The 22,187-nt window shown below is 44.0% G+C and carries 30 protein-coding genes and 1 riboswitch; of the genes, 24 read left to right on the top strand and 6 right to left on the bottom strand.

Features of this window, described 5'->3' with window-relative positions:
• Window positions 1-9: 9 nt before the first annotated feature.
• A riboswitch (SAM riboswitch) is annotated at window positions 10-122 on the bottom strand.
• A gap of 113 nt (window positions 123-235) precedes the next feature.
• From AR335_RS18520 to AR335_RS18460, 13 genes are all read left to right on the top strand, one after another.
• Complete coding sequence (locus AR335_RS18520; RefSeq protein WP_062238648.1) at window positions 236-1,177, top strand: MBL fold metallo-hydrolase; 942 nt, start codon at window positions 236-238, stop codon at window positions 1,175-1,177.
• Window positions 1,178-1,251: 74 nt separating this feature from the next.
• Window positions 1,252-1,494 carry a spore germination protein gene (locus AR335_RS18515; protein WP_053355725.1) on the top strand — a complete coding sequence of 81 codons (243 nt, stop codon included), beginning with the start codon at window positions 1,252-1,254 and terminating at the stop codon, window positions 1,492-1,494.
• 37 nt (window positions 1,495-1,531) lie between these two features.
• Complete coding sequence (locus tag AR335_RS18510) at window positions 1,532-1,774, top strand: spore germination protein (RefSeq protein WP_062238646.1); 243 nt, start codon at window positions 1,532-1,534, stop codon at window positions 1,772-1,774.
• Window positions 1,775-1,873: 99 nt separating this feature from the next.
• Window positions 1,874-2,107: a spore germination protein gene (locus AR335_RS18505; protein ID WP_053355723.1), complete on the top strand. Its 234-nt coding sequence runs from the start codon at window positions 1,874-1,876 to the stop codon at window positions 2,105-2,107.
• Window positions 2,108-2,336: 229 nt separating this feature from the next.
• Window positions 2,337-3,131: a serine hydrolase gene (locus AR335_RS18500; protein ID WP_062238644.1), complete on the top strand. Its 795-nt coding sequence runs from the start codon at window positions 2,337-2,339 to the stop codon at window positions 3,129-3,131.
• Window positions 3,132-3,221: 90 nt separating this feature from the next.
• A complete protein-coding gene (locus AR335_RS18495) occupies window positions 3,222-4,628 on the top strand; it encodes an amino acid permease (RefSeq protein ID WP_062238642.1) in 1,407 nt (468 codons plus the stop codon).
• A gap of 337 nt (window positions 4,629-4,965) precedes the next feature.
• A complete protein-coding gene (gene nhaC / locus AR335_RS18490) occupies window positions 4,966-6,363 on the top strand; it encodes a Na+/H+ antiporter NhaC (RefSeq protein ID WP_062238639.1) in 1,398 nt (465 codons plus the stop codon).
• Window positions 6,364-6,490: 127 nt separating this feature from the next.
• Entirely contained in the window at window positions 6,491-7,543 is a 1,053-nt protein-coding gene (locus AR335_RS18485; protein ID WP_062238637.1) for a phosphotransferase, read from the top strand.
• Window positions 7,540-8,190 (top strand): phosphatase PAP2 family protein, encoded by a 651-nt coding sequence (locus tag AR335_RS18480; protein WP_062238635.1) that lies wholly within the window; start codon window positions 7,540-7,542, stop codon window positions 8,188-8,190. Before AR335_RS18485 ends, AR335_RS18480 begins: the two co-directional genes overlap by 4 nt.
• Window positions 8,191-8,310: 120 nt before the next feature.
• Window positions 8,311-8,544 carry a hypothetical protein gene (locus tag AR335_RS18475; RefSeq protein ID WP_053355717.1) on the top strand — a complete coding sequence of 78 codons (234 nt, stop codon included), beginning with the start codon at window positions 8,311-8,313 and terminating at the stop codon, window positions 8,542-8,544.
• On the top strand, window positions 8,544-8,801 hold the full coding sequence (locus tag AR335_RS18470; protein ID WP_062238632.1) for a hypothetical protein: 258 nt from the start codon (window positions 8,544-8,546) through the stop codon (window positions 8,799-8,801). Before AR335_RS18475 ends, AR335_RS18470 begins: the two co-directional genes overlap by 1 nt.
• 140 nt (window positions 8,802-8,941) lie before the next feature.
• Window positions 8,942-9,958 (top strand): LacI family DNA-binding transcriptional regulator, encoded by a 1,017-nt coding sequence (locus AR335_RS18465; protein ID WP_255357612.1) that lies wholly within the window; start codon window positions 8,942-8,944, stop codon window positions 9,956-9,958.
• A gap of 138 nt (window positions 9,959-10,096) precedes the next feature.
• Window positions 10,097-10,348: an alpha-glucosidase C-terminal domain-containing protein gene (locus AR335_RS18460; protein ID WP_062238628.1), complete on the top strand. Its 252-nt coding sequence runs from the start codon at window positions 10,097-10,099 to the stop codon at window positions 10,346-10,348.
• 386 nt (window positions 10,349-10,734) lie between these two features.
• On the opposite strand, the gene AR335_RS25030 is transcribed toward AR335_RS18460, so the two are convergent.
• The gene (locus AR335_RS25030; RefSeq protein WP_255357602.1) at window positions 10,735-11,376 is read right to left on the bottom strand and encodes a peroxiredoxin; all 642 of its coding nucleotides are present in this window, start codon (window positions 11,374-11,376) and stop codon (window positions 10,735-10,737) included.
• Between the two features lie 155 nt (window positions 11,377-11,531).
• Between AR335_RS25030 and AR335_RS18440 the strand changes: the two genes are divergently transcribed.
• Complete coding sequence (locus AR335_RS18440; RefSeq protein ID WP_062238624.1) at window positions 11,532-12,329, top strand: aminoglycoside N(3)-acetyltransferase; 798 nt, start codon at window positions 11,532-11,534, stop codon at window positions 12,327-12,329.
• Between the two features lie 46 nt (window positions 12,330-12,375).
• Here AR335_RS18440 and AR335_RS18435 read toward each other — a convergent pair whose 3' ends face one another.
• The 3 genes from AR335_RS18435 to AR335_RS18425 all read right to left on the bottom strand — a co-directional run bounded on the left by AR335_RS18435 (window position 12,376) and on the right by AR335_RS18425 (window position 13,738).
• The gene (locus AR335_RS18435; protein ID WP_082683607.1) at window positions 12,376-12,639 is read right to left on the bottom strand and encodes a hypothetical protein; all 264 of its coding nucleotides are present in this window, start codon (window positions 12,637-12,639) and stop codon (window positions 12,376-12,378) included.
• 387 nt (window positions 12,640-13,026) lie between these two features.
• Entirely contained in the window at window positions 13,027-13,488 is a 462-nt protein-coding gene (locus AR335_RS18430) for an Hsp20/alpha crystallin family protein (RefSeq protein ID WP_062238621.1), read from the bottom strand.
• A gap of 25 nt (window positions 13,489-13,513) precedes the next feature.
• Window positions 13,514-13,738 carry a spore germination protein gene (locus AR335_RS18425; protein WP_053355710.1) on the bottom strand — a complete coding sequence of 75 codons (225 nt, stop codon included), beginning with the start codon at window positions 13,736-13,738 and terminating at the stop codon, window positions 13,514-13,516.
• A gap of 156 nt (window positions 13,739-13,894) precedes the next feature.
• Between AR335_RS18425 and AR335_RS18420 the strand changes: the two genes are divergently transcribed.
• The 7 genes from AR335_RS18420 (at window position 13,895) to abc-f (ending at window position 18,040) form a co-directional block, all read left to right on the top strand.
• Window positions 13,895-14,116 (top strand): spore germination protein, encoded by a 222-nt coding sequence (locus AR335_RS18420; RefSeq protein WP_053355709.1) that lies wholly within the window; start codon window positions 13,895-13,897, stop codon window positions 14,114-14,116.
• A gap of 65 nt (window positions 14,117-14,181) precedes the next feature.
• Entirely contained in the window at window positions 14,182-14,820 is a 639-nt protein-coding gene (gerPC, locus tag AR335_RS18415; protein WP_062238619.1) for a spore germination protein GerPC, read from the top strand.
• Entirely contained in the window at window positions 14,795-14,971 is a 177-nt protein-coding gene (locus AR335_RS18410; RefSeq protein ID WP_053355707.1) for a hypothetical protein, read from the top strand. The genes gerPC and AR335_RS18410 overlap by 26 nt, the downstream gene beginning before the upstream one ends.
• Window position 14,972: 1 nt before the next feature.
• Window positions 14,973-15,431 (top strand): spore germination protein GerPE, encoded by a 459-nt coding sequence (locus AR335_RS18405; RefSeq protein ID WP_091007890.1) that lies wholly within the window; start codon window positions 14,973-14,975, stop codon window positions 15,429-15,431.
• 2 nt (window positions 15,432-15,433) lie between these two features.
• A complete protein-coding gene (locus tag AR335_RS18400) occupies window positions 15,434-15,628 on the top strand; it encodes a spore germination protein GerPB (protein ID WP_062238614.1) in 195 nt (64 codons plus the stop codon).
• Between the two features lie 38 nt (window positions 15,629-15,666).
• Window positions 15,667-16,137: an Hsp20/alpha crystallin family protein gene (locus AR335_RS18395; protein ID WP_053355704.1), complete on the top strand. Its 471-nt coding sequence runs from the start codon at window positions 15,667-15,669 to the stop codon at window positions 16,135-16,137.
• A 253-nt stretch (window positions 16,138-16,390) separates the two neighbouring features.
• The gene (abc-f, locus tag AR335_RS18390) at window positions 16,391-18,040 is read left to right on the top strand and encodes a ribosomal protection-like ABC-F family protein (protein WP_062238612.1); all 1,650 of its coding nucleotides are present in this window, start codon (window positions 16,391-16,393) and stop codon (window positions 18,038-18,040) included.
• Window positions 18,041-18,393: 353 nt separating this feature from the next.
• Here abc-f and AR335_RS18385 read toward each other — a convergent pair whose 3' ends face one another.
• The gene (locus AR335_RS18385) at window positions 18,394-18,579 is read right to left on the bottom strand and encodes a hypothetical protein (RefSeq protein ID WP_053355702.1); all 186 of its coding nucleotides are present in this window, start codon (window positions 18,577-18,579) and stop codon (window positions 18,394-18,396) included.
• Between the two features lie 116 nt (window positions 18,580-18,695).
• Between AR335_RS18385 and AR335_RS24410 the strand changes: the two genes are divergently transcribed.
• Both AR335_RS24410 and AR335_RS18380 read left to right on the top strand, forming a co-directional pair.
• Window positions 18,696-18,860, top strand: coding sequence for a hypothetical protein (locus AR335_RS24410; RefSeq protein ID WP_156316262.1), 165 nt, complete (start codon window positions 18,696-18,698; stop codon window positions 18,858-18,860).
• A 169-nt stretch (window positions 18,861-19,029) separates the two neighbouring features.
• Window positions 19,030-19,809, top strand: a complete 780-nt coding sequence (locus tag AR335_RS18380) for a TIGR00266 family protein (protein WP_053355701.1) — start codon at window positions 19,030-19,032, stop codon at window positions 19,807-19,809.
• Between the two features lie 66 nt (window positions 19,810-19,875).
• On the opposite strand, the gene AR335_RS18375 is transcribed toward AR335_RS18380, so the two are convergent.
• Window positions 19,876-20,103 carry a hypothetical protein gene (locus AR335_RS18375; RefSeq protein ID WP_156419087.1) on the bottom strand — a complete coding sequence of 76 codons (228 nt, stop codon included), beginning with the start codon at window positions 20,101-20,103 and terminating at the stop codon, window positions 19,876-19,878.
• Window positions 20,104-20,284: 181 nt separating this feature from the next.
• Between AR335_RS18375 and AR335_RS18370 the strand changes: the two genes are divergently transcribed.
• A complete protein-coding gene (locus AR335_RS18370) occupies window positions 20,285-22,183 on the top strand; it encodes an ABC-F family ATP-binding cassette domain-containing protein (protein WP_062238608.1) in 1,899 nt (632 codons plus the stop codon).
• The last annotated feature ends 4 nt before the right edge of the window (window positions 22,184-22,187 follow it).

Here is a 22,187-nt window from a genome sequence, read left to right as displayed (position 1 = left end):
AGGTCATTCTTCTTATCTTCCAAGTTCGATTCGAACTTGTTGGACTTAGCACCTTTTCAGCTGCAGAGCTGAAGGTTGCTGAGGTGTCAACGGGCCATTCCCTTAACCTCTCTGGATAAGAAACCAAATCGCTATAAAATTAATTCTCTATACCTTACAATAATTGTTGGAAGATTTCAATAGCTTTTTCAAATGAAAAAAATGGTTGAGTTTTTATCACAGGGGGACTCCTATAATGAAGAATAAGTATACCAACCTTGACGGGATACAAAACACACATACATTTAAAGATTTGCTGCGGTGGAGAAGAGAAAGGCGCGGCAACAAAAAAGATTTAGCTCAGCAGATTCCGCAAAGCCCGAAAAAGGAGATCAGCAGATTAAAAGAAAACCGGCAGCATCATTCCATCACATGGATCGGCCATTCTACTTTTCTCATTCAGATGGGCGGATGCAATATTATGACCGATCCTGTCTGGGCAAAAAAGATGGGGCTGCAAAAGCGGCTGACTGATCCCGGAATTCCCATCAGCCACCTGCCAGAGATCGATCTCGTCCTCATCTCCCATGGCCACTACGACCACCTTGACTTTCCAAGTATTAAAAATCTGACAGGAGATATTTCCTTTTACATGCCAGCAGGTTTGAAATCAATGTTTCAGAAAAAAGGATATGAGAAGGTATTCGAAGCTAATTGGTGGGATAACTTTTCTGAAAAGGGGCTGTCGCTCACGTTCGTCCCTGCTCAGCATTGGACCAGGAGGACGGCATTTGATATGAATACTTCTCACTGGGGAGGATGGGTCATTCAAGACATGAAGACAGGTGAAACACTTTATTTTGCAGGAGATACCGGGTATTTCAGAGGCTTTAAGGAGATTGGAGATCAATTTGAACTCGATACAGTTCTTATGCCGATAGGGGCTTATGAACCGGAGTGGTTTATGAAAATATCGCATATTAATCCTGAAGATGCTGTGAAAGCTTTTCAGGAAACAAAGGGAGCCTACTGTATTCCAATGCATTACGGAGCTTACAGGCTGGCGGATGATACAGGGCCTGAAGCCTTGGAGCGTTTGCATAAAGAATGGGGAAGAAAAGAACTGAAAGATCACAGGCTTAAGGTACTGTTGCTCGGGGAGACATGGTGGAAAAGTGGAAAGGAGCAGCCGCAATAGCCTGATTCCCGTTTTTCACCTTTAAGGGACATTTATCATACACTACACTAACACTTTTAAAGGTGGAGATAGCAATGGGGTGCATGGTTAATATTTACTATCTGAAGATAAATAGTCTGGCGAGCAACAGTTCATTGAATCTGGGATCAACCTTTCATAATAGCCATACAGCAAATACAAAATCTACAGGCGACAATAGTTCTGTAGGAGATCATTCACCAGCAGAAGCCATGATGAAAAACATGGTCTTTGATCCGGATGTTAATGATCAAAATGAATACGGAAATGCAGATACTTCGGTTGCAAACCAGCCTTAATGAAATGGAGCAATAAAAGAAGAAGGGGGGTCACCTCATGCCATATTTGTTTAATATTTTTAATATCAAAACGAATGGTGTGACCATGAACGGTAACATAGATATCGGCCCGACCGTCCATAACAGCCATACAGCCAATACAAAGTCAGTTGGTTCTACGATCTCTCTTGGAGACTTTTCTCCGTCAACTGGATTTATGGTGAACAGCAACATCGATCCGGATATCAGCGACCAAGGCCAGGTAGCGAACCCGTCCGCTCCAGTCACTAACCAGCCTTAACGTTCACCCGCCTGTTTTTACCGAAAGAGGGAGTCTGTCCAATCAGCTTTTTGTTCAAGCCATACACTGTAGGTAAAGAGCGAAAAGGATGGAACAGATTTGCGTTTTTCTTTCAGAATAGGAAAAATCATCACAAATGGTGTGACTCAAAATGGAAACATCGATATTGGAAGTACCGTCCAGAACAGCCATACAGCCAATACCAAATCGGTAGGGGCGGTTGTGGCGTTCGGTGACTGCTCAGATGCCTGCGCGTATATGATCAACTTCAACGAAGACAACGACGAAAATGATATGGGTCAAAGCGAAGGACAGGACGATCAGCAGAAATAATGAAGGAGCGCTTAATGGGAGCGCTCTTTTTCTTTGTCCGAGAAGAATTTCTTTTCTCTAAAAAAGAAGTCTGGTGGTAGTGGTGGAGAATAATCTTAAAGGAGTTGCCATCGGATCTGAAAGAATACGCGCCGATTTCGTGAAAATACGATCCAATCTCAAAGAAATACGATCCGATCACTGCAAAATACAGATAAAATGCAATGCACTTACTAGAAAGGAGCACGGGATGAAGTTAAATGAACTGAATAACAGGGTAAATGACATTATTAGCGGCCAAAATGGAGATTATGCTTACTGGATTGAAACGGAGGATGGCCACATTGAGTATCAGGCAGATGAGGTATTCCCAGCCGCAAGCCTTATCAAGATACCCATTTTAATTGAAGCCTTTCGGCAGACAGAAGCAGGTCAAATCGATCTCGCTTCCCGTATTTCATTAAAACAGGAGGTAAGGGTTGGCGGTGCCGGGGTTCTCCAGCTTTTTTCTGATGAATCAGCTGTTACTGTAGCAGATATACTCACGTTGATGATCACTGTTTCTGATAACATGGCAGCCAACATTATGATTGAAAAAACAGGCATGGAGAGAATTAATGATCTCCTGGCTGAATTGGGCTGCAGCCAGACAGTGCTCCAACGCAAGCTGATGGATTTCGAAGCTGTTAAGCAAGGAAAGAACAACTATACTTCCGCAAGAGATGTTATTCTTCAGCTGAAGGAGATTGACAGGGGAGGCAGGTTAAAGGACAAGAGCAGCCAAACCATACTTCATATTCTTCAAAATCAGCAGTTTCGCTATAAGCTTCCCGCCTATATGGATGAAGAAAAGATAACCATCGCGAATAAAACCGGAGAATTGGACGGAGTAGAGCACGACGCAGGCATTTTCACGTTTAAGAGAGAAAAGCTGTTTGCAGCGGTTCTAACGAAAAATTTACCGAGTGAAGCAGAAGGAAGACAAGCCCTGGCGCTTATTGGGAAAGCGTTGAATGACTATCTCTTGAGTTATCAAAAAAATTAGAAAAAATTGTTTTTGGCTTCTTCGACAAAAAATGATAAAATTATGAATACTTAATGAAAACGCATACATAACAACAACAGAGGTGAACAGATGATTACGAATCAAAATGATCAAGGGCTCAAGCGAGGCATGAAAGCACGGCATTTATTTATGATCTCCCTGGGTGGTGTAATCGGAACCGGATTCTTTCTCGGTTCGGGAATGACCATTCATGATGCAGGTCCGGCAGGCGCGGTGATTTCTTATCTCGTTGGCGGATTTATCATGTACTTGACGATGCTCTGTCTTGGTGAGCTTTCAGTTGCTATGCCTGTATCCGGTTCTTTCCAAACATATACGACTAAATTTATCGGGCCTGGAACAGGTTTTGCCGTCGGATGGCTCTACTGGCTAGGATGGGCGGTTACCGTAGCCCTGGAATTTTTCTCAGCTTCAGCTTTAATGCAGAGATGGTTCCCTCATTCCGAACTTTGGATGTGGAGCTTAATTTTTGCAGGTATATTATTTTCTTTGAACGCACTCTCTGCGAAAGCTTTCGGAGAATCAGAATTTTGGTTTGCGAGCATAAAGGTTCTTGCCATTATTTTATTTATTATACTTGGCGGAGCGGTGATTTTTGGTCTGGTTGATATGAAAGGCGCCAGCTCAGCTCCAGGCTTCACAAATTTTGTTTCAGCGGGATGGTTTCCGAATGGATTCAGTGCTCTGTTTGTCACCATGATTGCTGTTAACTTCTCTTTCCAGGGAACCGAGCTGATTGGAATAGCTTCTGGAGAAAGTGAAAATCCTGAAAAAACCATTCCACGTTCCATTCGTCAAACGGTTTGGAGAACACTTTTCTTTTTTGTTCTTGCGATTGGTGTGCTTGCCGCATTAATGCCAATGTCTAAAGCAGGAAAAGTGGAAAGCCCGTTTGTCGTGGTCTTTGACAGCATCGGCATCCCGTATGCTGCGGATATTATGAACTTCGTTATCTTAACCGCGCTGCTATCTGTTGCCAACTCAGGTTTGTATGCGGCAACTCGTATGCTCTACTCGCTTTCAAAAGAAGGAATGGCCAGTCCGGCTCTGGGAAGAGTTAACAAACGCGGTATTCCGATGAACGCGCTGTATATCACAATTGGCGTTGCCTTGCTTTCATTATTGTCTGCATTTAAAGCGGAAAAAACAGTGTTTGAATGGCTTCTGTCATTGGCAGGTTTGGGTGCGCAAGTGGGCTGGATTGCCATTACCGCTTCACAGTTCGCCTTTAGAAGAAAGTTCATCTGTGATGGAGGAAAGGTTGAGGATTTGAAGTTTAAGGTACCGTTGTTTCCGATCCTTCCGCTTTTCGCCACTACGCTGAACCTTGGTGTTTTGATCAGTATGGCCTTTGATCCTGCACAGCGTCTCGCTCTTTATTTAGGTGTTCCTTTCTTTATTGGCTGTTACCTGTATTATTATTTGGTCATTAAGAAAAGAGAAAAAACAGCAGCACTGCAGCGTAAAGCTATATAATGAAAAACAGCATCTCCACAGGGATGCTGTTTTTTTTGTTTGGCTCTTTTCTAAAAGATTGTTGCTTTGGGGACATTTATGTATATTGTATAGAAACTTCATTGATCAATTGATTGGAGTGCAAGGTGCGAGACCCCTCGAAAATGAATTCCACATTTTCTTCGTGCTATATAACGCTGCTGCAGCCTTTTGTTTTCATTTTCCAATTATTGTTTTTCGGTTGACAGAATAAAGAAAGTCCATTACTATTGGTTATTGTACAACAATGCTTCAACGCATAAAAGCGTTTAAGTATTTAAGTAAAACAAAAGAGTGTTGCATCAGGGAGAGGTCAAGCATGAACAGTAAAATCAAACCTTCAGGAGTCATCCTGTTATTTTTATTAATTGTAGCAACAATGTTTACAAGCCTTGTCGTTCTTAAGGTAGAACCCCATATTCCGTTGTTTTTCTGTGTTATACTTACCGGTATTTTTGCCGTGTTCTGGGGAGCAGGTTGGAAAACGATTGAGAAGGGGCTCATCTCAGGAGTAGTAAGCGGCATACAGCCGCTGCTGCTTCTGATCATGATCAGTTTTGTTATCGCAAGCTGGATGATGAGCGGAGCCGTTCCAACGCTTTTATTTTACGGCATGAATATCATTCAGCCCGAATGGTTCGCGCTGAGTGCTTTGTTTATTACCATATTGGTATCAACATTTACGGGCAGCAGTTTTACGACCGCTAGTACGGTAGGAGTAGCTCTCATGGGAATTGCTCATGTGCTGAACGTGAATCCTGGCTTAGCTGCCGGAGCAATCGTGTGTGGTGCGTGTTTTGGAGATAAGATGTCACCGCTGTCTGATTCCACTAATCTGGCTTCGGGTACGGTAGGTGTCAATTTATTTGAGCACATTCGCCATATGATGTGGACCACTGTACCTGCACTAATCATTACAGCAGTCATCTTTTTCTTTGCCGGCCATCAGCCGTCAGGAACGTCGATTGCACAGTTGGCTGAAATGAAAAAGACGTTGGGTGAACACTTTACCATTACACCGTTCACGCTTATTTCACCGTTAATCGTAATGGTGATGGCGTTCCGAAAGATGCCGATCATTCCAACGCTGCTTACAGGAGTGGTGACGGCTGTCCTCACGACCCTCTTCCTCAATCCGGCCTTTACGATCGCTCATATGATCAATGCGCTGGAAAATGGATTGAATATGAAGACAGGAAGCGATGCGGTTGATGCGATTGTAAACAAGGGCGGTCTTATCCCGATGATGTGGTCGGTTTCACTGATCATCATCGCCCTGTCACTAGGCGGACTTCTTCAGGAACTAGGAATTATCGATATCATGATTCGTTCATTTGAAAACTCTCTTAAGAAAACAGGCCATCTGATTGCAGCAACGGCTGCGTCAGGGCTGGGAGTGAACCTTTTGACAGGGGAAATGTATCTTTCTATCATTCTGCCGGGGCAGGCCTTTAAAAAGCATTATGAAAAAAACGGAGTCCCGTTAATAAATCTTACAAGAACAATGGAGGATGCGGGTACACTGATTAATCCTCTCATTCCGTGGAGTGTGAGCGGTGCCTTTTTCGCAGCTACCCTCGGAGTATCTGCTCTTGATTACATCCCGTTCGCCTTTTTACTGTACTTGTCACCGCTGTTTACCCTGTTTTACGGGTACACAGGAATTGGATTAGCCAAGAAAAAAGGGCATGCAGAAACACTATCTAAAGCTTCATAAAAAAGTTGCATCAGGATATCCTCCTGATGCTTTTTTTATTTGGGTGAATGCAGGCTTCCTTTTGTTCATATGATGAAACGATAGATGTAAAATAAGCAGATCTTTAGGAAGAAGGGAGGCGGGAGTGATGAAACAGGTTCGGGGTCAGAAAGTCTTTTTATCTGATGCTGTGCTGTCATCCCTGATCTACACTCACTATGGATTGACGGTTCAGTCCATTGAGCGCGTACTCGCCATTCCAAAGGTGCATACAGATCAAGGGATCTTTGGTTTTAAGAATGCCAATGAACTCAATGATCTGCCGTTTGTCGCCCATTGTATAGAGTGGATGAAACAAAACCATTTTTCTTTTATTCCGAGCGTCCTGCCTTGTCATAATGGACAGGTATATTTTGAACATGAGAATGAACTGTACTATATGGAAGAGTGGGCGAAGGGAAGGGATATCCTGTTTGCTGACCTTTCATTGTGTGAGAGGATAGGGGCAGCACTCGCTCATTTTCACCATGCAGCTGATGGGGCTGTACCCCCGCCGGACAGCTCCCGGATGGAGTACGGCAGCCGGATCCATAAACTGAATGATGTTTACCAGGATCTTCAAAAATGGAAGACAGAATATAAGCCTGTCCCGGAATGGACCTTCGAGCCGTGGATGCTGGATGTGCTTGAAACCAGATGCAGGCTGGCCTATTCTTATATCCACCGCCTTGAAGAAGAGCATGGAGAAGTGAAAGGAGCGCTATGCCACGGCAGTCTTCATCAAAGGAACATCCTGCTGGATGGGGATCAAAAGATTTATTTCATTGATGTGGAATCTTTGGTTTTTGCTGAACGGCCTTATGATCTGGCATCGTTCATCCATTATTATGCACCGTCCTACAATTGGAATCCTGCAGTGATCCACCGGTTTATTAAAGGATATCAGGAACATTCCGTCCAGTCTCTCTCGTTTAATGAATGGAAGTTTTTATTCTCCTTTCTTGCTTTTCCGAGGAGAGTTGAAAGCTGGTGCTATCGCCATTTCGGGAGCCAAACACCTTCAGAATCAACTTATTTTAAACTTCTGGGTATCCTTGTTCACGATCAGCCAAAGGAAAGCCTGTTTACACAGTTTCATCCAGAAACTCTTGAGTCATCATTTCATTTGTTTCATGAAATGGTAAAGGGGAGGATGGGGTGAGAAGGCAAGCTATTGCAAGAGGCTGCTCGAAGCCTTTTTATTTTCTTCTTTTCGCGCTGGTTTTTTGCGGGGCCTTTCTTGTTTTTTCCGTCTTTATTCATACACATCTGCTAAAAGAGTTCGACCGGTGGACGATGGCTGCAGTCTTATCGTTACGCACACCCAAATGGACGTCATTCTTTTTATTTATTCAGCAGCTGGGGTATAGGAAGGTCATCTTCCCGATGATTACTGTCATGGGGTTGTATCTTACCTTGTTTAAAAAGTTCAATGAATGCTTGTTTCTCTTTTCTACAGCGGCAGGGGCTTTTATTTTGAACGGATGGCTAAAGGCATGTTTTCACCGGCCCCGGCCTTCTGTTCAACTTTTAATTACAGAAAATGGATTCGGCTATCCGAGCAGACACACCATGCTGGCCCTTGCCCTTTACGGAAGCATCAGCTTTCTATTGTGGAGAAAATTACAGGGGGAAGGCACTCATTTGGCAAAAAAGCTGCTTGCTTTAACAATTGGAGTGGTGGTGCTGGTTGGACTCAGTATGATTTATCTTGGAGTCCACTATCCGACAGATATTTTCGGGGGTCTGCTAGCCGGAGCGGCCTGGCTCTGTTTATGCTGTGCATGGTATCTGCACATAAAAGAATAATGGCTTAGTAGGCATTGGCATAAGCAAACAGCGCCTGTTTGGACATACAATACAAAGGAAAACTGCAAGGAAACCAGAAATTAAACGGTTAAATCTCATGAAAGGAGCCATCAGCAGAGAATGAGCCATGGTCATAACCCTCAGAATAAAATGGATTACTACTACCAGCACTATCAATACCATGCAGAGATGTGTAAATATTATTATCAGCTCATGTTTGGCGAACAGAAAGAAACAGCAGAATATATGCTGCCTCCCAATATAGAGGTTAAAGAAAAATGGAAGACCAAAACATCCTATGAGAAGACCTATGCTCCCATTCAGCATCAGCCTGATCCGGAACAGCAGAACTAATGATTACGTACGACGATTATATCTATGCGCTCCTGATCTGGAGCTCTCAGCTAAAAAAGGAAGTAGAGACAGCTGCAGAGGGGTGCCGGGAATATCAGATCAGAGAATTAGTAAAAGTCTACGAAAATCGAATCGGTGCGTTTATCAAGGGGCTCCATGATCTTCAGGAGTTAAAAACATCCGGCAAAATAAAAGAAATAGAGTCTGATGCCCGCTGCTTGTATAGGGAGTGGTGCAGGGTACAATTGGTACTCTAATCAAACGGCCTTTTCTAAAGGTTGTTTTTTTATACTTTCAGGACTTCACATCTCCTTTCCATTTTCAGTATTGAAAGTGCTTTCATGCAGTGGTATAGTAAACGTAATGACTTTACGAAAACGTTTACGTAGAAAGAAGGCTGGAAATGTCTTATACGATTAAAGATGTGGCAAAAAAGGCGAACGTCTCGGTTGCCACTGTTTCCAGGATCCTGAACAACCTTCCGGGCTATTCAGAAAAAACAAAGGAGAAGGTGCTTCAGGTTATTACGGAAATGGGGTACCAGCCGAATGCCATTGCACGGGGGTTAATCAATAAAAAGACGAAGACGCTCGGCGTGCTTTTGCCTGCGGTCTCAGACACCTTCGCTTCTGTCGTGCTGAGCGGCATTGAAGACATGGCTCATGACCTCGATTACAGCGTGATGGTCTGCAATACCGATAAAGACGGTATCCGGACAATGAAATATTTGCAGGCGCTCCGTGAAAAACAAGTAGATGGAATCATCTTTATCAGTGAATTCTTTAAAGAAGAGTACTATAACGCCATTACAGCTATGAAACTCCCGATTGTGCTCGTATCAACCAAGTCTCCATATGACATTCCATTTATCAAAGTGGATGATGAGAAGGCAGTATTTGATGGGGTGACCTATCTCCTCGACAGGGGCCACCGCTCCATCGGGATGATCGCGGGAACAAAAGGCGATACGATCGCTACCATACCGAGGATCGAAGGCTACAAAAAGGCACTAAAAGAACAGAACATTGCATTTGAAACAAAGAAGGTCGTCTATGGTGACTTTGGTTTTGACAGCGGCATTGCAGCTGCTGAAGAACTTCTGGAACAGAACAAGGATCTCACCGCTATTTTTTGTTCAAGTGATGAGATGGCTGCAGGTGCTTTATCTTATTTATACCGCATGTCCATCCGTGTCCCAGATGAGATCTCACTGATCGGCTATGATAATACGAAAGTGGCAGAAATGGCCATCCCGCCTTTGACTACAGTAGGACAGCCGCTCTATGAAATGGGGAAAAACTCTGTACGCATGCTTCTGGAATTGGAAGAGGGAAAAACGGAAAGCGTGATCATGCCCCATAAAATAGCAGAAAGAGAAAGTGTTAAATCGATCGATAAATCAACAAGAGAGTAAACGAGGGTTTACTCTTTCTTTTAACCGTTTTACGTAATCCAAGGAGCTTTAATGATTCGAACGGCGATGGAATCGGGGACATCAAGGAATCATTGAAAAACTGGACTATTTCAGCTTCGCAAAGAAAATGAGATTATCGTGTATGGGAGCTTTGACATTATCTTGGAAGAACATCCTCAAATCTATTCGTATACGAGGACTCTTGGTGAGGAGAAGCTGGTTGTGATTCTTAACTTCTCTGGAGAGCAACCGAATTTTGAAATGCCGGAGCATGTGGAGTTTGCAGCACATGAATTGGTGATCAGCAACTATGAGGTGAATGCTGAGGAGAAGATTCAAGCCATTGAGCTAAAACCATATGAAGCACGCGTTTACCGTTTATTGAAATAATGTTAGGAAGCTGACTCTTGCACGCCGTTCATTCGGTTATGCAGGTCAGCTTTTTTTTTGCTGGAGGCGGATCGGGTGATACAGTTTAGTTTACATAATGGCCGTTTGGCGGGTAAAGTTGTAATTTTGGCTGGTATTTTATGATTTTGGACAGTATTTTCTTCATTTCGGCTGGTAAATTGTTCATTTTCCGATTGTAAATGAAAAACCAGCGGCTGTTCCTTACCTTTGGACAGGCTATTTAGCAAAAAAAAGCTCCGAATTCCCAAATAACAGCGTTTTCACAAGAAAAACAGAGGGAAATCAGAGCGAAAAAGACTAATTACTTCCTTTATTTTACGTAATCAGACGCTTGTCGGGTCATAACGGTCCCTTCAGTATTTCTTTTAAAACCTTCCAATGTCCTCTGTGTTCATGTTGAGGCCGGGCATGCCGGGAACCCAGTTTGCCGGAATACTGGTTTGAGAGTGTTCACCATATTGGAGGGCTTGAATAAGCCGCAGAATTTCGTAGGCGTTCCGTCCGACCTCGGAAGGATAGATGAGTTTGCTGGCAATATAACCATCGGGGCCGACGATGATTGTAGCCCTTACTGCGGCACCGCTGTGGGCGTCCAATACTCTATAGGCGCGGCTGATGAGGTGGTTTCGGTCGCTGATCAGCGGATATTGGACCTTACCAGCAAGAGGTGAGACTTCTTTAAATACTTTATGAGAAAACACGCTGTCCGTACTGATGCCGAGCACTTCAGTGTTCAGTTTCTTGAGCTCGCCGTATAAAGCGGCGACCGCCGCTAGTTCTGTCGGTCAGACAAAGGTGAAATCACTGCCGTAAAAAAACAAAATCACCCATTTGCCGTGAAAATCTTCCAGGCGAACATCCTTGATCTCTCCGTCTTGAATCGATGGTGCGGTAAATACGGGAGCGATATCGCCAAGCCCTGCACAATAAGGCTGAGGACCGCAGGTGTTGAACTGTTCTACGGATGGTTTTGGGTAATGCTGATCCCCATCATTGGGCATGCTCATTCCAATCCCTCCTTTCCGTATAGGTGTATGCTGTGTCTATCTATCGTATGTAGAGAAGGAAGAGAAGTGTTTTTTATCGATTGTCTTTCAAATAGAAAGGAAACTGGTAAAATTAAGGGTATGAGCAAAATGGGAAGATAAAGGCGGAGAAGTAAATGATAAATGAATCGTATCCGAGAACTCGGACTTCTTTAAGGGAAGATTTTAAGCAATTGGGACTGAAAAAAGGAATGACCGTGATCGTTCATTCTTCTTTACGCAAGATCGGATGGGTTTGCGGTGGGCCTGTAACAGTCGTTCAGGCATTAATGGATGTCATAACAGAGGAAGGTAATCTGGTGATGCCCACCCAGTCCGTGGATTATTCTGATCCTTCCGAATGGGAAAACCCGCCGGTACCTCAGGATTGGTGGCAAACGATCCGTGACGAAATGCCAGCCTATGAACCTTCCATTACTCCAACGTTTTCGATGGGGGCCATTGTGGATGCCTTCCGGTCGTTTCCCGGTGTCATAAGAAGCGGACATCCGACCGTTTCCTTTGCGGCTTGGGGGAAAGACAAAGAAATACTTATGGAAAATCACGCATTAGATGAAGGGTTTGGTGAATGTTCCCCCCTGGCGGGAATCTATAACCGTGATGGTTATGTTCTGCTGATTGGTGTCGGCTATGGCAGCAATACATCGATGCATCTGGCCGAATACCGCATTCCCGGACAAAAGGGATTGGAAACGGGGAGCCCTGTTATGGAATCAGGACAAAGAGTTTGGAAGACTTATAAAAAAATAGAAACCAGGGAAGAACTGTTTGACCAGATCGGCCATGAATTTGAGAGTCATCACGGCTCTGAGGTTAATAAAGGACTTGCAGGTTCTGCTGAAACCCGTCTGATTCGGCAAAAGCCACTCGTGGACTTTACGGAAAAATGGTTTTTAGAGAGCCTTAAATCATAAATAACCATGTAAAAAAACAACCGGAGGTGTCTCCGGTTGTTTTTTTTTATCTGCCGCCGCAGCCGCATCCTCCGCCGCCTTGAGGCGGTTTTGTATACTGCTGAGGGTATGCAGGATTCTGTATAGGATAGCCTCCGTAAACACCTTGGCCATAACCCGGGACCATCCCATGGTAACCTGCTCCCATATATCCGCCCTGGCCGTAAGCTTGGCCAGGGTAACCAGGATAGCCTGGCTGTCCATAGCCCATTCCAGGCTGCATGCCGTACTGCGGATACTGTCCGTACCCGTAAGGATTCATCTGGCGCATGAAATCGTTCCAATCTATTTAAATTTTATTTCTGTAGTTACAGCATATGTAGGTCTGGCAAGAGTGTACAAGATATTCAACCTAGTAAAATGTAATTTATTTTATGTAAGGATGAGTAAGCTGGGGATAATAAAAGCCGGTTGATTTTGCAGGTGTGAAGAGCTTGAATTTTAGTTAGGCTCATTTATTTCGGGTTAGGCTCAATTCCTGATCAGTTTGGCTCAATTATCTCTGTCTTTCGCTCAATTATGTCTTCCTGCCGCTCTTTTATGAAAAAAGAACCCTCCCGGATCTCCTTCCACTGTAAAAAAACCTAAAAAGCAGAGGGGCACAAGCGCAATCTCGCGGATTCTCTCTGCTTTTCAGATGGCGGTTCAATCACAAGTGTTATCCTTCAATTTCAGGCTGAATATCAATATAGTGTGCAGAAGGCTTTCTTTTCTTAACACGGATTTTTAAGACACCGTTCCCGTACGTGGCTCGCACGTCTTCCTGTTTTACAGCAAAAGGCAGCGGGACAAGTCGCTCGACTCGTTTATTCGCCTGTTTGAATTGAGTGATATTGTTTTTATCATCGGCGAAGCGATTGGATTCAGAAGCAAATGCAATAATTTTAAGTGCGCGTTCCAGCACCTCGATTTGAATTTGGCCTTGATCATAGTTTTCGAGGTTGGCGTAGGCGATAAACTCATTTTTGGTCTCCTGAATCTCTAATGGGAACGATAGATGGTCAACCATTGTCTGGTAATGCTCAAAGCTTTTATCAATGAATTGTTCTAAAGATTTTACCCACGTTCCCAATGACTTTTCATTAAAGAATGGCATGATGGGTCCGCCATTTTCAGGCATGATTTACCCCTCCTTATTCAGTAAATTAGGCGTTGCCGGCAACGTTCGAATCAACAGCATCTGTATCTAATGTGTTGGTTGAACTGATAAATGTAACGGTTTGCAGGAAATTGCCTGTATTTCCGCCTCCAGAGCCGCTATACCCTTTGCTTGTGCTTTTAGGGTTAATGACAAGGGTGTCACCAAAGTTAACTACTCCATCGGCTTGCACAGAGGAAATGGTTACAGGCCCCACGATCAGTGATGGCAAGAGAACGAACCTCCCTTTTAGAAGTACCGTATAGATTGCATGCTGCTCTTATTAATGTATGTGCAAATTCTTCAAAGGGTGAACAGATAAGAGGGTGAACACCTAGGAAATCGTGACATATGATATGAGGAGACTGTTGGCAGGGGGTGGTTTGAAGTGCCTGGAATCGTAGGGAGTATAAATATTGCCTCTGTATCGAGCAGCTCCATTGTCCATATCGGGGATGTTCAGGCCATCAATCCTATCAGCAATGCGAAGACCTTTGCAGGCGCTGGGTCGTTTAACACGGGTGATAACATAAGGACGAACACGGGCTACAACCTTACAAATACGTACGATATGGATCAGTTCGATAATACGAATATTGCAAATAACTAGAAGTGTTGATTTTAAAAGCAAATTTACAGCAGATCCGGCATAAAACTAAGTAAGGAGATGATGTTATGTCGGATAGCTATAATCAATACTATTATATCCAGCAGATGCAGGGGCAGCTTCAATGCCTGCAAGATAAAGTATGTGAACTGGAAAAGCAGATTGAAGAATTGACCAAGGATATGAAGAAAGTAAAAGACCAGCCGACCACACAAATCCAATATTCTTTTGATCAGCTGAAAATTGAGAGGCTTGACGGAACGCTGAACATTGGGCTGAGCTCTGAAAGTGACGGCAAAAACATGGTGGATGATTTTACAGTGGGCGGTGAATCCATCGCAGTTGGCGGCAGTAAACCACCCCCGGGCGCCATGAGTTCAAGCCGGGAATATACAGCAATCATGGCAAACCTTGAAGAATATATGAACATTGAGGCACCGGAAGACATAACCAAAATAGAAGAGGAACAAGAACATAAACTGGATGAATCTTATCGTGAACTGATTTTGAATGATATCCGGACACAGCTTCCGGGCAGGCTGGAGCATTACCTTCAAAAATATCCTCCCCATAACCAAGAGGGCATATTGCTCGTTGAGAATAAAGTGAAAGGTGATGTGTACAAGGGAATTGAGCATTTCATCTTAAGCTTAAAGAACAATAACATCGGGGGTGAGAACCATGAGATTCCAGGTGATCAATCATGAACTGTCTGTGGGCTCTCTTAAAATTGTAGGGGTGAGTATCTCTTCGCTCGTTTTGGTTGGCGATGCCGGGCATATTTGTCTGGCTTCCATATTTGATACACCACCGGAAGCCCTGGTGGTCGGAACCTCACTCGTTCCTCTGGCACTATAATATGATACCGAGAACATCGGAGGTCAATCATATTCACATCCGTTCAATGTTATTTTCATCCATCGTAAATATCGGGGATACAGACCAGTTTGCTGCCTTTTCACAGGCACTGGCCATCCAGAAGTATGAGCCGACTTTTGATTTGGCGTTAAGCGGACTCATTAATTTTCCGAACTACCAGGCGTTTACTATACCGCGCCCAAGGCCTACGCCGCCGAAAGAAGTCACTATGGAATCATATAATGATCCTGCCTATATCAGAGTAGGGGTTATTGATATTTTGGGTATATCAACAGCTGCCATGCTTCATATTGGCGGTATTCAAAACATCGACCTCGAATCGAGGGTTAAGCATATAAGGGATTATCGAACCAATCCCGATCCGAAAAACCTGGCGATCGTTCCAGTATCACCGGTATCAAGGCACAAGCAAGACCATGGACAAATGAGGGAGGAATAGCCTTGAATCTGTTTGTTAACCAGACCATTACCATCTATCAATTAAAGGTACAGGGGATTCAGAATTCATCCGTCATGCAAATCGGCAGTGCGGGCATGATCCGGCCCGTTTCTAACTTGTACAATACAGGAGGCTTCACCGGGGAAGCTCCTCCGCTTGCCGCGGTCCCAGCTGTCGAACTCCCTGCACCTTCATAAATGTTTACAGCTAATAAACAAAGAAAGGAGGGATACCATTGGATTCATGGAAACAGATGATGGAGTGGAAGAAGTTTGCTGATCAGTACCTTGGCCAAAATTTCTTTTCTCCTTACCAGCAGCAGGAAGACACACAGAGGGAGCAACAGCAGTCCCAGCCGCAAGAAGAGCGGGGATTTCCGGCTGTTAATATTTATGAATCTGAGAATGAGCTCTTATGCATTGCTGCCATTCCAGGCCTTGAGAAAGCGGAAGATGTGGATGTGTATGTGGATGACAGGAGCGTTCATATCAAAGGGAAAACCAACTTGATCGGAGGAAAATATAGAATAGCCAAGGAAGAGTTCGGTTCAGGAGCCTTTAGCAGAGAAGTGGAACTGCCGTATCGGGTCCGCAGTGACGCCATTCATGCGACGTATAAGAAAGGATTCTTGTACATTAAGCTTTATCGGCTGCCCGCTGATCGTCAAAAACCAAAAAAAGTAGACATCCGAAGATTTGATGATTGACCGATTGACATTTTTGGGAAATTCGACTAAACTGATGGTGATAAAACTAGAAGGGAACAGGTGTATCGTCCAATGCGTAACTAACTCCTATTTTAATTGAACTTTATATTCATTTTTGAATCTAAACTTCGGATAGGATTAGTTTGCCCATTTTTCATACCTGTTTTTTTTACGTGATACCCGGTTTTACGGGACAGGTATCGTTATTTTTGTGCGAATTTTTCCTCTCTGATCAAAACAGGGAGGTCTTTTTATGCTTTTATTAGAAGCCGCAAATATTGAAAAGTCATACAGTGACCGGTTGATTATAAAACTCACAGAACCGCTGAAAATCAACAGAGGGGACAGGATTGGCATCGTAGGATTGAACGGAGCCGGAAAATCAACGCTGATGAACATTTTAGCAAAGGAAGAAGCTGCAGATACAGGCAGTGTTCATGTCTTTGGAAGAATTTCGTCAGTTTTGCAATTTGGAGATGAGCTGGAAGAGAACCCTTCGGACGCTTTGCAAAGAATCTGGGGAATTCAGGACAAGGAATGGCTGACCATGAGTGGAGGCGAGAAAACACGGTTGAAAATTGCCTCCGCCCTGCAGCAGAACCCTGACCTTTTATTTCTGGATGAACCGACAAGCCATCTGGATCTGCAGGGAATTCAGCAGCTGGAGAATGAATTGAAGAGCTTTCCTGGGGGCGTTGTGCTAATTTCGCATGACCGGGCGTTTCTTGATGAAATCTGCACGAAGATCCTGGAGATCGAAAATACAGTTCCAACCTTCTATTCAGGAAACTACTCAGCATACCGTAAACAAAAAGAACATGAGCGAACCCGTCAATTTTTTGAGTATGGGGAGTATACGAAAGAAAAGCAAAGACTGCTTGAAGCTGCACGGGAAAAGACACAAAAAGTAAAGAGCATGAAGAAAAAGCCGAGCCGGATGAGCTATAAAGAAGCCAATCTCGGCAGGGGAAGGGTTAAAAGCAAGCAAGCGGCGATGATGAAGAACGTCAAAGCGATGGAAAAACGGGTAGAACAGCTGGAGAAAAAGGAAAAGCCGAGAGAAACGGAAGCCGTTCAGTTTGATATCCAGCAATTTACGCCAGTGCATGCTAAACAGGCGATCCAGGTAAAAGACGCTTCAAGGTCTTTTGGAGACCATTTATTGTTTGCTGGCATTTCATTTATTGTAAAGACCGGGAGCAGAACAGCCCTTATTGGTCCGAACGGCTGCGGAAAGTCCACCCTGATCAGCATGATCCAATCTGCACACCCGGCAGTATCTTTGTCAAAGGCCTTGAAGATTGGATATTTTAATCAGCAGCTCAACATCCTGAATGAAGATCTTTCTATTCTGGAGAACGTTTCTAAAAATAGCCCGTATTCCGAGGAATTCATTCGGACTGTACTCGCACGGCTGTTATTTAAAAGAGAAGATGTTCACAAAAAGGTAAGTGTGCTGAGCGGGGGGGAACGGGTAAAAACAGCATTGACGAAGGTTTTTCTTGGAGATTATAATCTTCTGCTGCTCGATGAGCCGACGAATTATCTGGACGTTTTTACCAGAGAGGCGCTGGAAACGGTTTTAAAAGCTTATCCGGGCACCATCTTGTTCTCGACACATGACCGCCACCTTATGAATGCATTGGCAGATCATGTCCTTGTCTTTCAGGATCATCAGAGTGCGTTATTTTCGGAAGGGAATTATGATGCTTTTCAGCAGCAGGCTCTAAAGCTGGATAAAACTCCATCGATCAACCAAGGTGAACTATTGGCTCTAGAACTGGAGCTTGCTGATATTGTGGGGCGCTTGTCCATACCGCGGAAAGGCGACCAAAAAGAGGTGCTTGAAGAACGGTATAACGAGCTCATCAAAACAGTGAATGAATTGAGAAAGATAACTTAATACGGAAAAAAGGGGCTGTCCTGAAAGTCGAAAATTGACCTTCAGGCAGCTCCTTTGACGTGAAAAATCTTCAATGAAAAGTTGATTGGAGTGCAAGGTGCGAGACTCCTCGAAAATGAACTTCACATTTTCTTCGTGCGATAAAAAGCTGCCGGAGCCTTCCTTGTCCTGCGGGACTAGCGTGACAGGTGAGACTCCCGCAGGCGCTTGCGCCAAAAAGTAGGCGTTCACGCCGGTAAGGCTCACCGCACGCCCTGCGAAAGTAGGCGTTTACGCCGGTAAAAGCGAGCAGCCTGGAGCGGAGATCAACAGCTACCAGACTTCTTGGACAGCCCCTTTTTCAGATTGTTTTTTTACTTGTTTTCTTCATCCTGTCTTATTGGGGGTTCTTCTGCATCACCGATTTCAGTTGAATAACTTATCTGTTTTAAGTCGTATTCATGAGCGACAGAACCGCCAGCCATGCCTTCGTTAATCATCCGGTCGATATCAAGGTAGAGTTCTTTTCGGCCTTCATAATCTGTTTCTTTTTCTGACATAACGACATGATCCCTCCTTTTTCAATAGTCTGCCCCAATTTGCGGAAAACGAGCTTAGAAAAAAACGATAAAGGGTATAGAAGACTATTAATTGTAACTTTGAGGAGGAGCATCACATGGATTACAGCCAGGTTGTCGAGAGGTACTTTTTTCTGATTCGAAAAAGACACCTGAAAGGCGCTTTGAACATGAAAGAGTACAATAAGAAAGTGGAACTGATTAATTTATGGTTTATTCGTCATACCTTGCGTTCCGGTCTCGCAAAAAAGGGAGCGCAGTAAGACTCATTCATATAGGGATACATATGGAAGCTTCCGATTATTAATTTCGGAAGTTTTTTTATAAACAGGAAAACAGGAGGAGAATGAAGTATTCTTAAAGTGAAACTTAATAAGTCATCAGCCGTATAAGAGGCATTAACTTTTTTACATACTTTAGGAGGAAGACAAAATGAACAATCATGAGATCGATTATAAGATTCATGGAGATGACATGCAGTTTGTTGAGGTGGAACTTGATCCGAGTGAAACCGTGGTCGCTGAGGCAGGCGCCTTGATGATGATGGAAGACGGCATCAGCATGGAAACCATTTTTGGCGATGGATCAAGCCAAGGGTCTGGGTTAATGGGCAAGCTGTTTAATGCCGGTAAACGGATGCTGACAGGTGAAAGTCTGTTTATGACCACCTTTACGAATGAAGGTTCAGGCAAAAAGCATGTTTCCTTCGCTTCACCTTACCCGGGGAAAATTATTTCGATGGATTTGAGCGAACATGGCGGTAAGATCATTTGCCAGAAGGATGCTTTTTTGGCTGCCGCTAAAGGTGTCTCAGTAGGAATTGAACTTCAGCGCAAGCTTGGTACAGGTTTTTTCGGCGGTGAAGGATTTATCATGCAGAAGCTGGAAGGCGATGGAATGGCTTTCGTTCATGCCGGCGGAACCATTCATGAAAAAACACTGGAGCCTGGAGAAGTGCTGCGTGTGGATACAGGCTGTCTTGTTGCGATGACGAAGGACGTAGACTATAGCATTGAGATGGTAAAGGGAGTAAAAACCGCATTATTCGGCGGTGAAGGGTTATTCTTTGCTACCTTAAGAGGTCCCGGGAAAGTGTGGATTCAGTCCTTGCCGTTCAGCAGACTCGCGAGCAGGGTATTCGCGGCGATTCCTCAGTCCAAAGATGAAGGAAGCCTCGCCAAAGGTCTCTTTAATATTTTTGATGGTGATTGATTTACTGGAAATGAAGAAGGGATTGTGCAAAACGCGCAATCCCTTCTTTATGCTGTACCCTATGTATTAGTCCTGAACATTATAAGGATCAATTTCCCTTTTTGATTGAAGCTGAATCAAACGTTCAAGCCTTTCATTGGTAAGGCGGTCCGCTTCGTTTTTTCGTTTCATAAAGCCCATGGCTTTAAAGATAAAAACGATCGTTAATACAACCATAAATAAAGCCACTAACACATAAAGAACACCAAACAAGCCGAAAAACATACCGACCGCATCAAATGAATCATTCCTCATCACATTTCTCCCCCCCTTTCGCTATAATCGGACAATAGATTAATTGCCGTGATCTCTTTACATTAAACCATATTTTTGAAATTGTTTCCTTTCACCCGATAAAATTCCTTTAGTTGGAGCCATCTTGTTAATCTTTGATACAATAGAGGCAGATAACTAATGATATGAGGTATGAGTGAAAATGAGTATACTATCGGTTGAAAATATATCAAAAAGCTATGGGGACAAAACCCTTTTTAATGAGATATCCTTTACGGTCAGCGAAAAACAAAGAATCGGTATCATTGGAGTCAACGGAACCGGGAAATCAACTCTTCTTAAAATAATTGCGGGAATGGAAACAGGAGATACGGGGGAAATTGTTCACGCCAATGAATTTCATATCGAATACCTGCCGCAGTCTCCGGTCTTTGAAGAGGGAGTGACGGTACTTGAAGCTGTTTTTTATGGAAGTTCTCCGTTAATGCAGCTTCTCAGGGAATATGAAACGGCGATTAAAAAGCTGGAAAGCGACCCGCAAAACGAAAAATTCCAAAAGCAGCTGTTTTCTCTTCAGCAGAAGATGGACGCCATGGATGCATGGGACACGAATACAACAGCAAAAACGGTTCTCAACAGGCTTGGAATTGCCTCTTTGGAGCAACAGGTGAGCACCCTTTCAGGCGGCCAGCAAAAACGGGTAGCCATTGCACGGGCGCTCATTCAGCCTGCCGATCTGCTGATTTTGGATGAGCCGACCAACCATATTGATAATGAAACGGTAGAGTGGCTGGAGGATTTCCTCGCCAAATACCGTGGCGCTCTGCTGATGGTGACACATGACCGCTACTTTTTGAACCGGGTAACGAACCGCATGATCGAGCTCGATGAAGGAAACCTTTACAGCTATGAAGGAAACTATGAAATGTTTCTGGAGAAAAAAGCAGAGCGAGAGGAGCGGGAAGCTTCCTCGGAACAGAAAAGGCAGAACCTGCTTCGCCGTGAGCTGGCTTGGCTGAGAAGAGGAGCGAAAGCAAGGACGACGAAACAAAAAGCAAGAATTCAACGTGCGGAAACTCTTCAGGAGCAATCAGGGCCAGCACAAAAAGGCCAGATGGAGATGGCGATCGGTTCTGCAAGACTAGGTAAAAAAGTCATGGAAATCGAGGGCATCTCAAAATCTTTTGGAGAGAAAACACTATTTACCGATTTCAGCTATCTGGTCATGCCTGACGACAGGCTTGGTATTATAGGTAAGAACGGAAGCGGGAAAACGACATTGCTGAACATCCTGGCCGGCAAGATTCTTCCGGATTCGGGCCAAGTTGAAACCGGCCCCACGGTTAAACTGGGATTCTATACGCAAAACCATGAAGAAATGGATGAGAACTTAAGAGTGATTGAGTATATTCGTGAAGCAGCGGATGTCATTTATACGAAGGACGGGCAGTCCATTACCGCCTCGCAAATGCTCGAACGGTTTTTATTTTCGCCTAGCGCCCAGTGGACCTACATCTCCCGATTATCTGGAGGGGAAAGACGGCGACTCTATTTGCTGCGTGTTCTAATGGGTGAACCGAATGTGCTGTTTCTGGATGAGCCGACGAATGACCTGGATATTGAAACATTATCCGTATTAGAGGATTATCTGGAGCACTTCCCTGGAGCTGTTATTACTGTATCACATGACCGTTATTTCCTTGACCGTACGATGGAACATCTTTTTGCGCTTGAGGGCAACGGGGAAGTCAGACGATTTGATGGAGATTATTCAGCTTATCTCGAACAGAAGAGACAAGAGGACGAAATGGCCTCCACTGTAAAAACAGAGACTCCAGCAGAAGTTAAACCGAAAAAAGAAAAAGCACGCCGGCTCTCCTATAAAGAACAAAAAGAATGGGAGACCATCGAGAACGTCATTGCTGAATTAGAAGAGAAACACGAAGAAATCGAATCTCAGATTGCTTCAGCAGGAAGCGATTTCGGCAAGATTGATGGTTTGTTCCGTGAGCAGCAGGAAGTTGCGGATAAGCTGGAACAAGCGATGAACCGCTGGGAAGAGCTTTCAGAGATTGTAGAAGAAATCGAACGAAATAAATAAGTAT

Source organism: Fictibacillus sp. FJAT-27399, assembly GCF_001510655.1.
GTDB classification, from domain to species: domain Bacteria; phylum Bacillota; class Bacilli; order Bacillales; family Fictibacillaceae; genus Fictibacillus_C; species Fictibacillus_C marinisediminis.
The sequence above is the reverse complement of the archived record's forward strand: the minus strand, read 5'-3'. Positions and strand labels throughout refer to the sequence as shown.

What these genes read in the sequence shown, in the direction of transcription:
- AR335_RS18430 (WP_062238621.1), bottom strand. Translation starts at nt 13,488, where the DNA reads ATGCCTGAAAATGGCGGACCCATCATGCCATTCTTTAATGAAAAGTCA.
- AR335_RS18475 (WP_053355717.1), top strand. Translation starts at nt 8,311, where the DNA reads ATGAGCCATGGTCATAACCCTCAGAATAAAATGGATTACTACTACCAG.
- AR335_RS18375 (WP_156419087.1), bottom strand. Translation starts at nt 20,103, where the DNA reads ATGAGGAATGATTCATTTGATGCGGTCGGTATGTTTTTCGGCTTGTTT.
- gerPC (WP_062238619.1), top strand. Translation starts at nt 14,182, where the DNA reads ATGTCGGATAGCTATAATCAATACTATTATATCCAGCAGATGCAGGGG.
- AR335_RS18495 (WP_062238642.1), top strand. Translation starts at nt 3,222, where the DNA reads ATGATTACGAATCAAAATGATCAAGGGCTCAAGCGAGGCATGAAAGCA.
- AR335_RS18380 (WP_053355701.1), top strand. Translation starts at nt 19,030, where the DNA reads ATGAACAATCATGAGATCGATTATAAGATTCATGGAGATGACATGCAG.
- AR335_RS18515 (WP_053355725.1), top strand. Translation starts at nt 1,252, where the DNA reads ATGGGGTGCATGGTTAATATTTACTATCTGAAGATAAATAGTCTGGCG.
- AR335_RS18435 (WP_082683607.1), bottom strand. Translation starts at nt 12,639, where the DNA reads ATGCGCCAGATGAATCCTTACGGGTACGGACAGTATCCGCAGTACGGC.
- AR335_RS18440 (WP_062238624.1), top strand. Translation starts at nt 11,532, where the DNA reads ATGATAAATGAATCGTATCCGAGAACTCGGACTTCTTTAAGGGAAGAT.
- AR335_RS18510 (WP_062238646.1), top strand. Translation starts at nt 1,532, where the DNA reads ATGCCATATTTGTTTAATATTTTTAATATCAAAACGAATGGTGTGACC.
- AR335_RS18370 (WP_062238608.1), top strand. Translation starts at nt 20,285, where the DNA reads ATGAGTATACTATCGGTTGAAAATATATCAAAAAGCTATGGGGACAAA.
- AR335_RS18520 (WP_062238648.1), top strand. Translation starts at nt 236, where the DNA reads ATGAAGAATAAGTATACCAACCTTGACGGGATACAAAACACACATACA.
- AR335_RS18485 (WP_062238637.1), top strand. Translation starts at nt 6,491, where the DNA reads ATGAAACAGGTTCGGGGTCAGAAAGTCTTTTTATCTGATGCTGTGCTG.
- AR335_RS18500 (WP_062238644.1), top strand. Translation starts at nt 2,337, where the DNA reads ATGAAGTTAAATGAACTGAATAACAGGGTAAATGACATTATTAGCGGC.
- abc-f (WP_062238612.1), top strand. Translation starts at nt 16,391, where the DNA reads ATGCTTTTATTAGAAGCCGCAAATATTGAAAAGTCATACAGTGACCGG.
- AR335_RS18385 (WP_053355702.1), bottom strand. Translation starts at nt 18,579, where the DNA reads ATGTCAGAAAAAGAAACAGATTATGAAGGCCGAAAAGAACTCTACCTT.
- AR335_RS24410 (WP_156316262.1), top strand. Translation starts at nt 18,696, where the DNA reads ATGGATTACAGCCAGGTTGTCGAGAGGTACTTTTTTCTGATTCGAAAA.
- AR335_RS18470 (WP_062238632.1), top strand. Translation starts at nt 8,544, where the DNA reads ATGATTACGTACGACGATTATATCTATGCGCTCCTGATCTGGAGCTCT.
- AR335_RS18410 (WP_053355707.1), top strand. Translation starts at nt 14,795, where the DNA reads ATGAGATTCCAGGTGATCAATCATGAACTGTCTGTGGGCTCTCTTAAA.
- AR335_RS18405 (WP_091007890.1), top strand. Translation starts at nt 14,973, where the DNA reads ATGATACCGAGAACATCGGAGGTCAATCATATTCACATCCGTTCAATG.
- nhaC (WP_062238639.1), top strand. Translation starts at nt 4,966, where the DNA reads ATGAACAGTAAAATCAAACCTTCAGGAGTCATCCTGTTATTTTTATTA.